General features: G+C 61.0%; 14 protein-coding genes. 12 read left to right on the forward strand and 2 right to left on the reverse strand.

Features of this window, described 5'->3' with window-relative positions; all coding sequences use genetic code 11:
* The first annotated feature begins 161 nt into the window (after positions 1-161).
* From rfbF to FHX03_RS06265, 8 genes are all read left to right on the forward strand, one after another.
* Positions 162-935: a glucose-1-phosphate cytidylyltransferase gene (gene rfbF, locus FHX03_RS06230; RefSeq protein ID WP_183852926.1), complete on the forward strand. Its 774-nt coding sequence runs from the start codon at positions 162-164 to the stop codon at positions 933-935.
* Complete coding sequence (gene rfbG, locus FHX03_RS06235) at positions 926-1,990, forward strand: CDP-glucose 4,6-dehydratase (RefSeq protein WP_183852966.1); 1,065 nt, start codon at positions 926-928, stop codon at positions 1,988-1,990. Before rfbF ends, rfbG begins: the two co-directional genes overlap by 10 nt.
* Entirely contained in the window at positions 1,987-3,222 is a 1,236-nt protein-coding gene (locus FHX03_RS06240; RefSeq protein ID WP_183852928.1) for a class I SAM-dependent methyltransferase, read from the forward strand. The genes rfbG and FHX03_RS06240 overlap by 4 nt, the downstream gene beginning before the upstream one ends.
* Positions 3,219-3,761, forward strand: coding sequence for a dTDP-4-dehydrorhamnose 3,5-epimerase (rfbC, locus tag FHX03_RS06245; RefSeq protein ID WP_131710694.1), 543 nt, complete (start codon positions 3,219-3,221; stop codon positions 3,759-3,761). Before FHX03_RS06240 ends, rfbC begins: the two co-directional genes overlap by 4 nt.
* Complete coding sequence (locus FHX03_RS06250) at positions 3,758-4,996, forward strand: glycosyltransferase family 2 protein (protein WP_183852930.1); 1,239 nt, start codon at positions 3,758-3,760, stop codon at positions 4,994-4,996. The genes rfbC and FHX03_RS06250 overlap by 4 nt, the downstream gene beginning before the upstream one ends.
* Positions 4,997-5,072: 76 nt before the next feature.
* Positions 5,073-6,221, forward strand: a complete 1,149-nt coding sequence (locus FHX03_RS06255) for a DegT/DnrJ/EryC1/StrS family aminotransferase (protein ID WP_097624522.1) — start codon at positions 5,073-5,075, stop codon at positions 6,219-6,221.
* Positions 6,222-6,253: 32 nt separating this feature from the next.
* A complete protein-coding gene (locus FHX03_RS06260) occupies positions 6,254-7,012 on the forward strand; it encodes a cephalosporin hydroxylase family protein (RefSeq protein WP_097624521.1) in 759 nt (252 codons plus the stop codon).
* Between the two features lie 24 nt (positions 7,013-7,036).
* Complete coding sequence (locus tag FHX03_RS06265; protein ID WP_097624520.1) at positions 7,037-7,711, forward strand: GNAT family N-acetyltransferase; 675 nt, start codon at positions 7,037-7,039, stop codon at positions 7,709-7,711.
* A 5-nt stretch (positions 7,712-7,716) separates the two neighbouring features.
* On the opposite strand, the gene FHX03_RS06270 is transcribed toward FHX03_RS06265, so the two are convergent.
* Together FHX03_RS06270 and FHX03_RS06275 are read right to left on the reverse strand one after the other, a co-directional pair.
* Complete coding sequence (locus FHX03_RS06270) at positions 7,717-8,049, reverse strand: hypothetical protein (RefSeq protein ID WP_097624519.1); 333 nt, start codon at positions 8,047-8,049, stop codon at positions 7,717-7,719.
* Between the two features lie 59 nt (positions 8,050-8,108).
* The gene (locus FHX03_RS06275) at positions 8,109-9,755 is read right to left on the reverse strand and encodes a GumC family protein (RefSeq protein ID WP_183778989.1); all 1,647 of its coding nucleotides are present in this window, start codon (positions 9,753-9,755) and stop codon (positions 8,109-8,111) included.
* Between the two features lie 135 nt (positions 9,756-9,890).
* Here FHX03_RS06275 and FHX03_RS06280 point away from each other — a divergent pair, with 135 nt between their 5' ends.
* From FHX03_RS06280 to FHX03_RS06295, 4 genes are all read left to right on the forward strand, one after another.
* Positions 9,891-10,940, forward strand: coding sequence for a glycoside hydrolase family 5 protein (locus tag FHX03_RS06280; protein WP_183852932.1), 1,050 nt, complete (start codon positions 9,891-9,893; stop codon positions 10,938-10,940).
* A 2-nt stretch (positions 10,941-10,942) separates the two neighbouring features.
* Positions 10,943-12,211, forward strand: a complete 1,269-nt coding sequence (locus tag FHX03_RS06285) for a hypothetical protein (RefSeq protein WP_097624834.1) — start codon at positions 10,943-10,945, stop codon at positions 12,209-12,211.
* A 160-nt stretch (positions 12,212-12,371) separates the two neighbouring features.
* Positions 12,372-13,388 carry an acyltransferase family protein gene (locus tag FHX03_RS06290; RefSeq protein ID WP_183852934.1) on the forward strand — a complete coding sequence of 339 codons (1,017 nt, stop codon included), beginning with the start codon at positions 12,372-12,374 and terminating at the stop codon, positions 13,386-13,388.
* Between the two features lie 274 nt (positions 13,389-13,662).
* A partial coding sequence (locus FHX03_RS06295; protein ID WP_246699185.1) for an ACT domain-containing protein occupies positions 13,663-14,084 on the forward strand: 422 nt, incomplete at its 3' end.

Here is a 14,084-nt window from a genome sequence, read left to right on the forward strand (position 1 = left end):
TCGACACCCCCGCAAGCCTCGCACAAGAACGAAATCGGATACCGGGACCAGGATGACCATACGGCCGTTCCACCTGTGAGTGCCCCCCGCATGCCGGGCGGCCTCGCCGGGCGCCGGCCGTAGACAATAATCGCTTCCAAAGACTCTGGAGTTCGCTTGGGATGAAAGTTGTAATTCTCGCCGGTGGTCTCGGATCGCGCCTTGCCGAGGAGACCAGCGTACGGCCTAAGCCTCTGGTCGAAATCGGCGGCATGCCGATCCTCTGGCATATCATGAACATCTACGCCCATCACGGCCTCGATGATTTCATTATCTGCGCCGGCTACAAGGGCTATATGATCAAGGAATATTTCGTAAACCTTGTTCTCCACCACAGCGATATCACGGTCGACCTCGGCGCCAACAGCATCAATTATCACGGCGGCAAACGGCCGAACTGGCGCGTCACCGTCGTCGATACCGGCATGCATTCGATGACCGGCGGCCGTCTCGGGCGCATTCGCGACCATCTGACACCAGGCGAACCTTTCTGCATGACGTATGGCGACGGCGTCGGCGACATCGACATTGCCGCCGAAGTCGCTTTCCATCGCGATCACGGCCTGAAGGCGACGATGTGCGCGGTGACCCCGCCCGGACGGTACGGCGCCACGAATATCGAGGGCCAGTACATCACCTCCTTCGTGGAGAAGCCGAGAGGCGACGGCCAGCGTATCAACGGCGGCTTCTTCGTGCTCGACCCTTCAGTGGTCGATCTCATCCCAAGCGACGACACGATCTGGGAAGCCGGGCCGCTGGAGTGGCTTGCCGCCAACAACCAGCTTGCCGCCTTCAAGCATGACGGCTTCTGGCAGCCGATGGATACGCTGCGCGAGCGCACCCATCTGGAAGAACTCTGGAATTCCGGAAAGGCGCCGTGGAAGCTATGGGCCTGACGGACTTCTGGAAAGGGCGGCGGGTTTTCCTAACCGGGCATACCGGCTTCAAGGGTTCCTGGCTTTCCCTGTGGCTGGAGCGGCTCGGCGCCGATGTCGCCGCTGTGTCGCTGGCACCCGAGACCGAACCGTCGCTCTACCAGAAGCTTGCTCCCTGGGATGATCGCGGCCACCATATCGTCGATATCCGCGACGCCGAGGCGCTGCTTGCGCTCTCCCGGCGGTTCGAGCCGGAGATCGTCATCCATATGGCGGCACAGGCGCTGGTGCGGCGCTCCTATGAGAACCCGGCCGAGACCTTTTCGACCAATGTCCTGGGAACGGCAAATGTTCTCGACGCGGTCAGGCACACGCCCTCCGTCAAGACCGTGCTCGTCATCACCTCGGACAAGGTCTACGCGAACAGCGGCAGCGGCATACCTTTCGTCGAGACCGATACGCTCGGCGGCAAGGACCCCTACAGCAATTCCAAAGCCTGCACCGAACTCGTCTGCCAGAGCTATCGCGACAGTTTCTTCAAGGGGCGCGATCTCAGGCTCGCCACAGTGCGGGCCGGCAATGTCATCGGTGGCGGCGACTGGTCCAGGGATCGGCTGATCCCGGATTTCATCCGCGCCTTCGAAGGCGGCGAACCGATCATGCTGCGCTATCCCGAGGCGATCCGCCCCTGGCAGCATGTGCTGGAACCGCTCGGCGGTTATCTCCGTTTCGCCCAGGTGCTGACCGAGGAGCGTGGCAGGGATCTGCCTGATGCCTTGAATTTCGGTCCGCACCCTGAGAGCTTCGCCACCGTTTGCGAACTTGCCGAGGCGCTCGGACGCGCGCACAGCGTCGGAGACGTGTGGCGGCCGGCGCCAGGCGAACATCTGCCGGAAGCGCCGGCGCTGACGCTGAGCTCGGCCTTGGCGCTCGACACAATCGGCTGGCGTCCGCGCCTCAGCCTGCAGCAGACTATCGACTGGACAGCCGCCTGGTACAAGGCCAACCGCGAGGGAGCCGACATGCGCGCCTTCTCGCTCGGCCAGATCGCGGCCTATGAGGAAACAGTATCATGACAGCGCATAATTGCCGGTTCTGCAGCGCTCCGCTGACGCACCGCTTTGTCGATCTCGGCTCGACGCCGCTCGCCAATGCCTATCTGACCGAAGAGCAGCTCAAGCAGCCGGAACCTTCCTATCCGCTGCGCGCTTTCGTCTGCTCGCAATGCTGGCTGGTGCAGGCCGACGCCTTCGTTCCGCCGGAGGATATCTTCAGCCACTACGCCTATTTCTCTTCCTATAGCGACAGCTGGGTGGAGCATGCGCGCCAGTTCACCGTCACGGCCCGCGAGCGTTTCGGCCTCGGCCCGGCATCGCAGGTCATCGAGGTGGCAAGCAATGACGGCTATCTGCTGAAGCATTTCGTCGAGGCCGGCGTGCCCGTGCTCGGCATCGAACCGGCTGAGAATGTCGCTGAGGTGGCGCGGCAAATCGGCGTTCCCACCGAAGCGCGCTTCTTCGGCAAGGAAACGGCTGCCGACCTCGTCTCGCGTGGCCTTGCCGCCGACATTGTCATCGGCAACAACGTGCTGGCGCATGTGCCCGATATCAATGACTTCGTCGGCGGGCTCGCTGCCGTTCTTAAGCCGGATGGCGTCGTCAGCGTCGAATTCCCGCACCTGCTGCGGCTGATCGAAAACATCCAGTTCGATACCGTCTACCACGAACATTTCTACTATCTGTCGCTGCTGGCCGTCGAAAAGGTGTTCGCAGCGCACGGCCTCAAGGTATTCGACGTGGAGGAACTGTCGACCCATGGCGGCAGCCTGCGCGTGCTTGCCTGCCGCGCAACATCCACGGCTCACCCAACCGGCCCCGACCTTGCCAAAGTGCGCGCCGATGAGGCCGCCGCCGGTTTCGACAGGACGAAAACCTACGAGGCCTTCCAGAGCCGTGTAGCGCCGATCAAGGACGGGCTGCTTGCCTTCCTCAACGAAGCCAAGCAGAACGGCAAGAGTGTCGCTGCCTATGGCGCCGCCGCCAAGGGCAACACGCTGCTGAACTTCTGCGGTGTCGGCACCGAACTCATCGATTATGTCGTCGATCGCAACCCGCACAAGCAGGGCCATTACCTGCCGGGCAGCAAGCTGCCGATCTACGCGCCTGAGAAAATGGACGAGACGCAGCCGGATTATGTGCTCATCCTGCCCTGGAATATCAAGAACGAAGTCGTTGCGGCCAACAGCAGGGTCGGCGCCTGGGGCGGACGGTTCGCCGTTGCGGTGCCGGAACTGACGGTGCTCGGATGAAATTTCTTCCGACCCCGGTTTCGGGCGCCTTTGTCGTGGAAGTCGACGCGCGCTCCGACGACAGGGGAATGTTCGCGCGAACTTTCGACGCGCGGACCTTTGCCGACCGCGGTCTCGTGCCGGTCTATCCGCAATGCAACGTCTCGCGGAACCATAGGCGCGGGACGCTGCGCGGCATGCACTACCAGGCCCAACCGCGGCCGGAGGTGAAGCTCGTGCGCGCCACGCGCGGCAGGGTCTTCGACGTGGCGCTCGATCTGAGGCCGGATTCGCCGAGTTATCTCCGATGGGCTTCCGTCGAGCTCGATGCTGCCAGTTGCAACGCTTTCTACATACCGGCCGGATGCGCACACGGTTTCCTGACGCTCGAGGATGAGTGCGAACTCTTCTACCAGATGTCGGAAGCTTACGTGCCGGAACTTGCCCGTGGGGTCCGCTGGGACGATCCTGCCTTTTCCATCGCCTGGCCGTTCACGCCGAGCGTCATCAGCGAGCGCGATGCCGCGCTTGAAAGCTATAGCCAGGAAGCAAGCGTTTGAGCGGCATCAAACTCAGCATCTGCATCCCGACCTACAATCGTGAAGCCTATCTCAGAAACTCGCTGACCTATTGCGAGAACGACTACAAGTTCGACTTTCCCTTCGAAGTCGTCATCTGCGACAATGCCTCCACGGACGGCACGCAGCACGTGGTCGAGGAATTCATCGGCCGCGGGCTGCCGATCCGCTACTATAAGCGTGAAGCCAACGCCGGCGCCGCGGCGAACGTCACAAGCGCTATGCGCCTCGGCAAGGGCGAATATCTCATCTACCTGGCCGACGATGATATCCTAATTGCCGAGGCGGTGGCCGACACCATCAGATATCTCGACAACAATCGGGAAGTGACCTGCGCCCATGCACCGTGGTTCCTCTACGACGAGGTCGCCAAAACCGACATCATGAAGTTCTACGATGTCGAGGAAGATCGAAAGTTTCCGCACGGCAGCTTCGGCGAAGTCTTCCAATATCTCTGCGAACGCCACATCTTTCCGGAAATCGCCATCTACCGCTCGTCAACCCTGCGGTCGGCCTGGATCCCGCGGGAATTCTGCTTCTACCCGTTCCCATTCCTTGCGCATTTTCTCGATCAGGGCGCTGTTACCTTCCTGCAGCGGCCGTTCTACCGCTCGATCACCAATTCGGTGATCACCCGCGATCGCCAGCAGGAGGGCACCAACGACGTCATGACGAGCTGGGATCGCTATCGTGGCGGGCTCGAATATTTTCTCTATACGGGCGTAAGGCGCGGGGCGCTGCCCCTTACGCCAGAGAAGCGTCTCCAATATGACGAGATGTGCAAGATCTTCACGCTCAATCGCATGGCGGTCGCCTTCCGCTTCTGGGCAGTGAGTAAGAATTACATCAAGGCGTATGAGCTCTATACCCGCATCATGTGGGGCGGGATGCTCGATCACCCGGAAATCCGCCCCTTCCGTGAAACGCTGCCCCTGATGGTCGTCATCCAGACGCTTGTGAGCGAAGTGAATTCGGCGATCGGCATCGATACGCTGCTTCTCGCCGGCTTTACGGAAATCGCGGCGCTCGAAGAGCTGATGCGCGAACTCGGCCTACGCGAAAAGGTAAGGGTGACGACAGAACTCAGCGACAGTGCGCTCGATAGCACCGCCGTCTTCGTGAACGTCGACAGAGACCGGGAATATTTCGTAGCACTCGGCTATCTGCCCAATCTGGTGTTCCACGAGCACGATCTTGCCCGGCACATCATCATGTGAGCCTCGCACCAGTTTCAAAAACTAGCGTCGTGACGGGCGCCTGCGTCTTGATTTCAATTCAACAGAAATTAGCGGCATGACAAACAGGATCTTCTACACCAAGCCTTCCATCACCCAGCTTGAAACCGATTATGCCACGGATGCGGCAGCGACCGGCTGGGGCGCACGCTGCTACGACTACATCAATCGCTTCGAACGCGACTTCAAGACCTATCTCGGCAGCGACTTTGCCATCGCGACATCGAGCTGCACCGGCGCCATGCACATGGGCCTGGCCGCGCTCGGCGTCGGCGAAGGCGACGAAGTCATCCTTGCCGACACCAATTGGGTCGCCACAGTTTCACCTGTTGTCCATCTCGGCGCCAAGCCAGTCTTCGTCGATGTACTGCCGGATTCCTGGTGCATCGATCCTCGCGAGGTCGAGCGACACATCACTCCGAAGACCAAGGCGATCATCGCGACCCATATCTATGGCAATCTTTGCGACATGGATGCGCTGCTCGACATCGGCAAGCGCACCGGCATCCCGGTGATCGAGGATGCGGCGGAAGCCATCGGCTCCGTCTGGAATGGCCGTCGTGCCGGCTCGATGGGCGCCTTCGGTACCTTCTCTTTCCACGGTACGAAGACGTTGACGACGGGCGAAGGCGGCATGTTCGTCACCAGCGACACCGCGCTTTACGAGCGGGTGCTGACGCTCAGCAACCACGGCCGGGCTCGCGGCCAGACCAAGCAATTCTGGCCCGACGCGATCGGCTTCAAGTACAAAATGTCCAACATTCAGGCGGCCATCGGCTGCGCACAGCTGGAACGCATCGAAGAACTCGTCGCCCGCAAGCGGGAGATCCTTGCAGCCTACATGGTGCGGCTTTCCGCCCTGCCCGGCATCTCGATGAACCCGGAATACAGCGGCACGATCAATGGCGCTTGGATGCCGACCGCGGTCTTTCATCCGTCGACGGGTACCACCCGCGAGATGATGCAGCAGGCCTTCGAGATCGCCAATATCGACGCGCGCGTCTTCTTCCATCCCCTGTCCAGCCTCGACATGTTCGAGGATCGGCCACAGAACGTGAACGCCTGGAGCATTCCGGGCCGCGCGATCAACCTGCCCAGCTATCACGACATGAGCGAAGCCGATATCGACCGGGTGGCGGCAACGTTGCTCGATGTGGCGGCCGGGCGGATCTACCACAACAATACAGCATTGCGGCAGTCGATCTAAGACAGCCCTACAGCGAAGGACAAAGAACAGTCATGACCACGAAGGACGATCGTCTCGAATTCGAAGCCCACAAGCGGGAAATGTCACTTGCGCTCGGCAAGGACGAGGCAAGTTTCCAGCAATCGCTGAATACGCTGATCGGGCTCGACAAATTCGACTACTTCTATCTGTGGTCATGGATGGGCGTGCCGATCATACAGCTTCCAGTCGATATCCTGGCAACCCAGGAAGTCATCTGGGCGACCAAGCCCGATGTCATCATCGAGACAGGCATCGCGCGCGGCGGCTCGCTGATCTTCATGGCGTCGATCCTCGCCGCCATGGGCAACGACGAGGCCAAAGTTGTCGGCGTCGACATCGACATCCGCGCCCATAATCGCGAGTCGATCGAATCCCATCCCATGTCGAGCCGAATCAAGATGATCCAGGGCGGTTCCGTCGACGACGACGTGCTTGCCGCCGTGAAAGCCGAGATTCCGCCGGGTGCCCGGGTGATGGTGGTGCTCGACAGCGACCATTCCTACGAGCACGTTCTGGCCGAGTGCCGCGCCTACGGTGCGCTGGTAACGGAAGGCTGCTATCTCGTCGTCGCCGATACGCTCATCGGCCATCTGACCGAAGAACAGGCTTTCACAAAACGCTCCAAGGTCTGGCTGCGCGGCAATGAGCCACTGAAGGCCGTTACCGACTATCTGACGGAAACCGACCGTTTCGAAGTCGATCCGGTTCTGAACGGCAAGCTTGTGCTGTCTTCTTCGCCGGGCGGCTACTGCGTCTGCCGCAAGGCGTAAGCGGACAATCAGGGATCGTCGTTCATGACGCAGGTCGATATCGTCAGCCTCAAGGACAATGCGGATCCGGCCGGACGGCTCCGACTCCCGATCAGGGACGATAGCGGCATGCATGTGGGCGACCTGCAATGCATCGACAGGTCGATGCTCGACGAGCGCGGCCTGGTCGACGACCTGACGACGTGGCGCAACCAGTCGATGCCGTTTTTCCTCACTCAGTTCCGTGCCACCGAAGAACGCACGCGGCGTTGGCTCGAAACCATCTCACTGCCAGCCGCCGACCGAATCCTGTTTGTCATTTGCGATCACGGCGGAAACCGGCTCGGCAACTTCGGCCTCTGCAACATCCGGCTAGGCGCCGCCGAATTCGACAACGTCATCCGCGGCAGGGCGAGCGACGTCCGCAACCTGATGTTCCATTGCGGCATGACAATGCTGGAGTGGATGTTCTCAGGACTTGGGGCCGAAACGGCCGAACTGCACGTCTTCTCCCACAATGAAAAAGCGATCGGCCTCTACAGGCGGCTGGGCTTTGCAGTGGCCGAAAGCCTGCCGCTGCGGCGCACCGAGAAAGAGGGCACAGTCAAATATTCGCTCGTCGATCGACCGGACGCCAATGCCGGCTTCGACTATCTGAGGATGGAGCTTCCGAGAGAATATTTCCGACAGGTACATCCGGCGGCTTTGCCGACCGGCTGAAGTGCCTACCGCACCGGCTGATAGCGGCCGCGCAGCGGCACCTTGTCGTCCATCGAGATGAAGCCGTCGCGTTCGCAGACATACATCAGCGTCGGCATACCGCCGGAGCGGAAGATCTCGTCGTAGCGGCGGCGGATCTGGACGGTTTCGGTGCGGCAATTATACGATTCCTCCTCCTTCTTGTCCGGCTGCGCCTTGACGCCGGGCAGGCCCTTGTAGGGGTAGAGGGGCTGAACGCCGGAATCGAGGGATTTCGTCCAGTCGACGGCAAAGGCGGACGCAGGGGCAAGGCTGGACACGGCAACGAGCGACATCAGAAGCATCATCATAGGCCGCATGGGAATTCTCCTGCCGGCAATAGGGCACTCACAGGATGTAGGGAAACCGCCGACCGTCATCAAGCGGCGGTCGCGGGTGACTTGCTGAAATAACTTCTGATGACAGGGTGGCTGAAAAGGCCGGCGAGGATCGCAAAACCGGCGCCGACGACGAAACCGGCAAGAAGACCGCCGATGATGCCGGCGACGAGCAGGATCTTCTTTCCCGGGCCGTCGGCCTTCACAGGCGGCTCGGCCGGCGAGATGACGCGAATGTTACTCTGGTTGAGGTTCTGCTCCTCGCTCGTCTGGCTGGAGCGCTTCAGCACCGTCTCGTAGATATCGCGCGCCGCCGTCGCCTTGCGCTGCAATTCGTTCAACTCCACCTGCTTGTCCGAGGTACTCGCCTGCAGCGCCTTCTGGACGGCAAGCTCCTTGGCGATGCTGTCCTCGGCGGCCTTCGCCTGCTCGTATTCGCCTCTTGCCGACGTGGCGAGCCGCTGCAATTCGCCCTTGATTTCGCCTGATATGCTCTGCAGCGAGGAGCGGGCCGCCTGCAGGCGCGGATGACGCGTGCCCATCTGGCTTTCGAGGCTGCCGACGGCGGCGGCTTGGGTGGCATATTGCTGCCGCAGGCTGACGAGCGGCGAGGTGACACCACCCTCCGCCTGGTTGCCGGCGACGATATCCTCGACGCGGAGATTGGCGACGGCATCGGCGCGGGCCTTGGCCTGGATGGTTTTTTCCTGCGCCGTCACCAGCATCGTGTTCAGCGAGACGAGCCGTTGATCGGAAATCAGATTGCCCTCGGTCGCGGCCATGTCGTTGTCGGCGCGGAAGGTTTCGACAGCCTGCTCGGCCTCCAGCACCTTCTGGCGCAAATCGTCGAGACGTCCGTCCAGCGTCGAGGAGGTGTTTTCGTAGATGCCGTTCGAAGCGCTGTTTTCTTCCTCGGTGAAGGAGGTGACGACCTGGTTGGCAAGCCTTGCCGATTTCTCTGGATCATTGGTTGTCGCGGCGAGCGAGACGACATAGGTGCTGGCCTGGCGGGTAATGACCAATGCCTTCTGCAGGGTGCCGATCACGGCGGCGCCATCGGTGCGGCCGCCGGTGAATTCCGGATCCTGGTCGAGCTTCATGGTCTCGACGACGCGGCGCAGCACATTGCCGGATGTCAGGATCTGCACTTGGCTGTCGATCAACGTCGAGATCATTTCCGGCGAAGGCCCCGAAGATTGCCCGCCCGCATCGGCAAGGCCGATCTGGCGCGGATCGAAATAAAGGCTGCTGACGGCGGTGAATTTCTGCCCAATGGTGGGCGCCACCACCCCGCCGGCAACGGCGCCGAGAAGGGCAAGACCAAGCACGACCAACCGACGGCTCCAGATCGCGGCGACGCTGGAGTGGAGGTCGAGAAGCGGTGCGGCAGCCGCGGGCGCCGCGTTCGACGCCGCGTCCACGACCGGCTGTTTCATAGGCGCCGTCGGGGGCGGCGCCGGGGGTGTGGCCGGGGACGGAGGCGCCGGGCGCTCGGATTGGCGCGTTTGCGCAACACTTGCCGGCGGCGGCACAAAGGCAGGAGGGGCGGGTTCTGGCGCCGGCGGAACAAAATCGTCCGGACGGACCACGGGACTGCGCATGCGCACGCCTTCCGGCGCAGTCTGAGACGACTCATAACTGCGCCAGCCAGGGAGCCGGCTTACCCTGTTCCTGTCATACTGGTTCATACGCGCACTCGTGTCCTGCCCAGCGTGAAAGACTGAAGCCGAGGTGCTCAGACTTTAGAAATTCTTAGCTAACGGACCGTTAAAATAATCTCAGCGACGCCGATGTTGCGATTTGCCTGGATTACGAGGACAGCCATGAGGACGAGACGACATCTGACGGCGCTGCTGCTTGCGGTTGCTCTCGTCCCCTCGCCGACCCTCGCGGCCGACCTACCCTGCTATCGCGGCGTCAATCTTTCCGGCGGCGAATATGGCGACCGCGACGGCGTCTACGGCACGAACTATACCTATCCCAGCGAAGACACGATCGGCTATTTCGCCGAAAAGGGCATCTCGATCATCCGGCTGCCCTTTCGCTGGGAGCGGCTGCAGCCGGCGCTCGGCGGACGGCTCGACGAGGACGAACTCAAGCGGATCAAAGATACGGTCGGCCTGATCCGCAAGCACGGCATGGCCGTGCTGCTCGACCCGCATAATTTCGGCTATTACGACAAGACGCAGGTCGGCACGGCGCCGGCGACCGACGCGGCCTTCGCCGACTTCTGGGCAAGGCTCGCGGTCGAATTCGCCAATCGGGATGGCGTGCTCTTCGGCCTGATGAACGAGCCGCACGATATCAAGGCGACGGACTGGCTCGATGCCGCCAATGCGGCGATTCGTAGCATCCGCGCCGTCGGCGCCCGCAACCTCATCCTGGTGCCGGGTACGGCCTGGAGCGGCGCTCACAGCTGGGAGAAGGATGTGATCGGCGGCGCCAATGGCACGGTGATGCTTGGCGTGCGCGATCCGCTCGACTTCTACGCCTATGAGGTTCACCAGTATCTCGACGTCGATTCCTCCGGAACCCATCCGACCTGCGAGGGTGCCACCGCCGCTGTCGAAGCGATCGCCGGCGTCACCGCCTGGCTGAAGACGAACCACAAGCGCGGCTTTCTCGGCGAGTTCGGCGCCGCCGCCGACAAGGACTGCATGAGCGGGCTGACCGAGATCTATTCCACCATGTCCGATAATGGCGACGCCTGGCTTGGCTGGTCTTATTGGGCCGCGGGCGAATGGTGGCCGGCCGACGAGCCGTTCAACGTCCAGCCGCGAAAGGGCACCGAGCGGCCGCAGATGCGGCTTCTCTCCAATTCGGCAAAAGCGAAAGCCGGCGCCTGCGCCAGCGTCAAGCCAGCGGGGAATTGATGGTGGCGGTCCTCGACCAGAAGGCAGCTTTCTCTATGGCCGGCAGTGCAGCCAGCGAAGCGGCGCGGACCGATTATCTCGTGCTCTGGCTCGGACTGCTGTCGGTGCTCTACAACGGCATTCTCGCCTTCATCAACCACAACATCATGCCGCTCTCGTTGACGCATGTCGCCGCCAGCGAAGGCCTGATCATGGCGAGCGCCATCCTCTACATCCTGCACAAGGGTATCTACGAGACCGATCTGCCGGCTTTCCTGTTCCTGCTGTTCACGCTTGTCGTGACGATCTATGTCAGCGTGCTCAACCGCATGCTGTTCGTCGATCATTTCCGCAACGTTCTGATCATCTTCTGCTTTTCCGGCCTTGGTGGCTGGAGCAACGAGAAGACGATGAAGCTTGCCTTTCGCTGGGCAAGCCTTGCCGTCATGATCTTCCTGATCTTCGAGATCGTCAGCGTGCCGTTCTATGTCAGCATCGTGCATCCGTCCGATTATTTCGCCAATACCCGCGGGCTGCTGCCGCTGAGCTACAACACGACGGGCCTGTTCCAGAACGCGCTCGGTTTTCCCGAGCGTTTCTCCTTCGGCATCATCGACCACCGCTCGTCGTCGATCTTCCTCGAACAGGTGTCGCTCGCCAATTTCTGCGGCGTGATCGCGATCTATCTGATTTCCATGTGGGAAAGAATAGGCCGCTGGGACCGGCTGCTGTTCGTCAGCACCGCGGTGCTGATCCTGGTGACGAACGACACCCGCACGATGCTGATCTTCTGTTTTGCCTGCATCGTTGGCTATTTCGTCTTTCCGAAGATCCCGAGGAATTTCAATCTGGCGCTGATGCCGCTGATCGTCGCCGCCGGTTTCCTCGTCTACACCTTAAAACCCAATGCGACCGGCGACAATTTCACCGGCCGTATCAACCTGACGATGAAGAAGATCATGGAGCTCGATCCGCTCGCCATCCTCGGGCTTTCGGTCGACCGGGTCGCCGAATTCGCCGACAGCGGCTATGTCTACCTGATCTACGCGGCGACGATCTTCGGCGTTATCGCCCTATGGCTGTTCGTCTGCCTCTTTCCCGCCGGGCGCACGGCGGCGCAGCGGCGTTGCGCCCATTCACTTTCTCTTTTCATTTTTCTGAATATGATGATCGGGGGAACCGCCGTTTTCTCGATGAAGATCGCCGGGCTCCTGTGGTTCGTCGTCGGATATATGCGTTTCCACGACAGCCCGCGCATCCGTCAGGATGGTGCGGCGGATGTAGAGAGTTGACCGCAGCGGCACGGCGCCCGCGCGAGCCCTAGAACAGGATGATTTAAGGCCGGATCGGCCTAAAATCTGAATCCTGTTCTAAATCAAAGAAATAGAGCATGATGTCGTCCGAAAACCGCCCACACTTTTCGGCATCATGCTCTGGGGAGCAAGATGCTCGATGCTTGTCCAGCTTCAATATCTTCGCGCCGTAGCGGCGCTGATGGTCGTCTATTTCCACGCGATCTTGCAGCTTGCCAAGGTCAATCCTGCGCTCGACGCCACTGCCTTCCTCTATGGTGAGACCGGCGTCGACATCTTCTTCGTGCTCAGCGGTTTTGTGATGTGGCTGACGACAAGCGAACGGGCGATGAGCCCCATCGATTTCGCCCGTCGGCGAATCAAACGCATCGTCCCGCTCTATTGGCTGGCAACGCTGTTTTCGGCTGTCGTGGCGCTGGTGGCCCCATCATTGCTGAAATCGACAGTGTTCGACCTGCCGCATCTGATCGCCTCGCTGTTTTTTCTGCCATGGGCCAATGCCGCCGATCCGAGCACGATCACCCCCGTCGTCGTGCCGGGCTGGACGCTGAATTACGAGATGTTCTTCTATCTCATCTTCGCGCTGCTGCTGCCGCTCTCGGAAATCCGCCGCATCCCGGCAATGTTTGCCGTCTTCGCCGTCATCCTGATCGCCTGCCGGCTGCTGCCGGAAACGACGGCCACCCGCTTCTACGGCGAGCCGATCATCCTGGAGTTTCTCGCCGGCACCGTGCTCGGCTGGCTCTACCGGCAGAAGGTGCTTCTGCCGAACCGCTGGGCATGGGCGGCGCTGGCCATCGGCTTTGCGTTCCTCTTTATTAACGAGGCGCTGATGCGGCCAGAAAGCCGGTTCTACGCCTGGGGAATCCCGGCGATCTTCATCGTCTACGGGGCGGTCTCGATCGACTTTTCCAGGCTGCCTTTTATCGGCTGGCTGAACTATCTCGGCGACTGCTCCTACAGCATCTATATCACCCACGCCTTCACGCTGGCGTTTCTGAGGGTCGCTGCCGACCGGCTGCCGATCGGCATCCTGCAGCAGCCGGTGCTCTTCGTGATCCTGTCGCTGGTGCTCTCGTCGATCGGTGGCGCCATCATCCACGAAATCACCACACCCCGGCGGAAAGTGGCGCTGGCGAGCCGCCCGCCGGCCTAACTTCGCCCATCGAAGGCGAGAATACGCATGCCCACGGCGCTGGCGGCACAGTTTTTTGCGTAACTTCTCCTAAGCTAAGGCCTGTCGCGCAAAACTGTGCAGCGGTTTTGCGATAACGACATGCGAGACATAAAGACCCGGAAGCGAGAGTACTTGCACAAACATGATGGGTCATCTTGCAATTTGTCGCATGAATGAAAGCGCACCGGCCTGTTCGCGGCCCAGGCTTTGATCTAAGCACGGCCGCGGCCTTGAAGAGGGAAGAGGGAGAGACATGAAAAGCTATGTATTGACGGTATCCTGCAAGTCGACGCGCGGCATCGTTGCGGCGATTTCGAGCTATCTGGCGGAGAAGGGCTGCAACATCATCGACAGCTCGCAGTTCGACGATCTCGATACCGGCAAGTTCTTCATGCGCGTCTCCTTCATCTCCGAAGAAGGTCTTTCCGGCTCAGAGATCGGCGCCGATTTTGCCGCCGTCGCCGCGCCCTTTTCGATGGAATACGAATTCCACGACAGCGAAAGCCGCATGAAGGTGCTGTTGATGGTGTCGCGCTTCGGCCATTGTCTCAATGACCTGCTCTACCGCTGGAAGATCGGCGCGCTGCCGATCGACATCGTCGGCGTCGTCTCCAACCATTTCGACTACCAGAAGGTCGTGGTCAACCACGACATCCCCTTCCACCATATTCCGGT

This window comes from Rhizobium sp. BK456, from assembly GCF_014194045.1.
Taxonomy (GTDB): domain Bacteria; phylum Pseudomonadota; class Alphaproteobacteria; order Rhizobiales; family Rhizobiaceae; genus Rhizobium; species Rhizobium redzepovicii.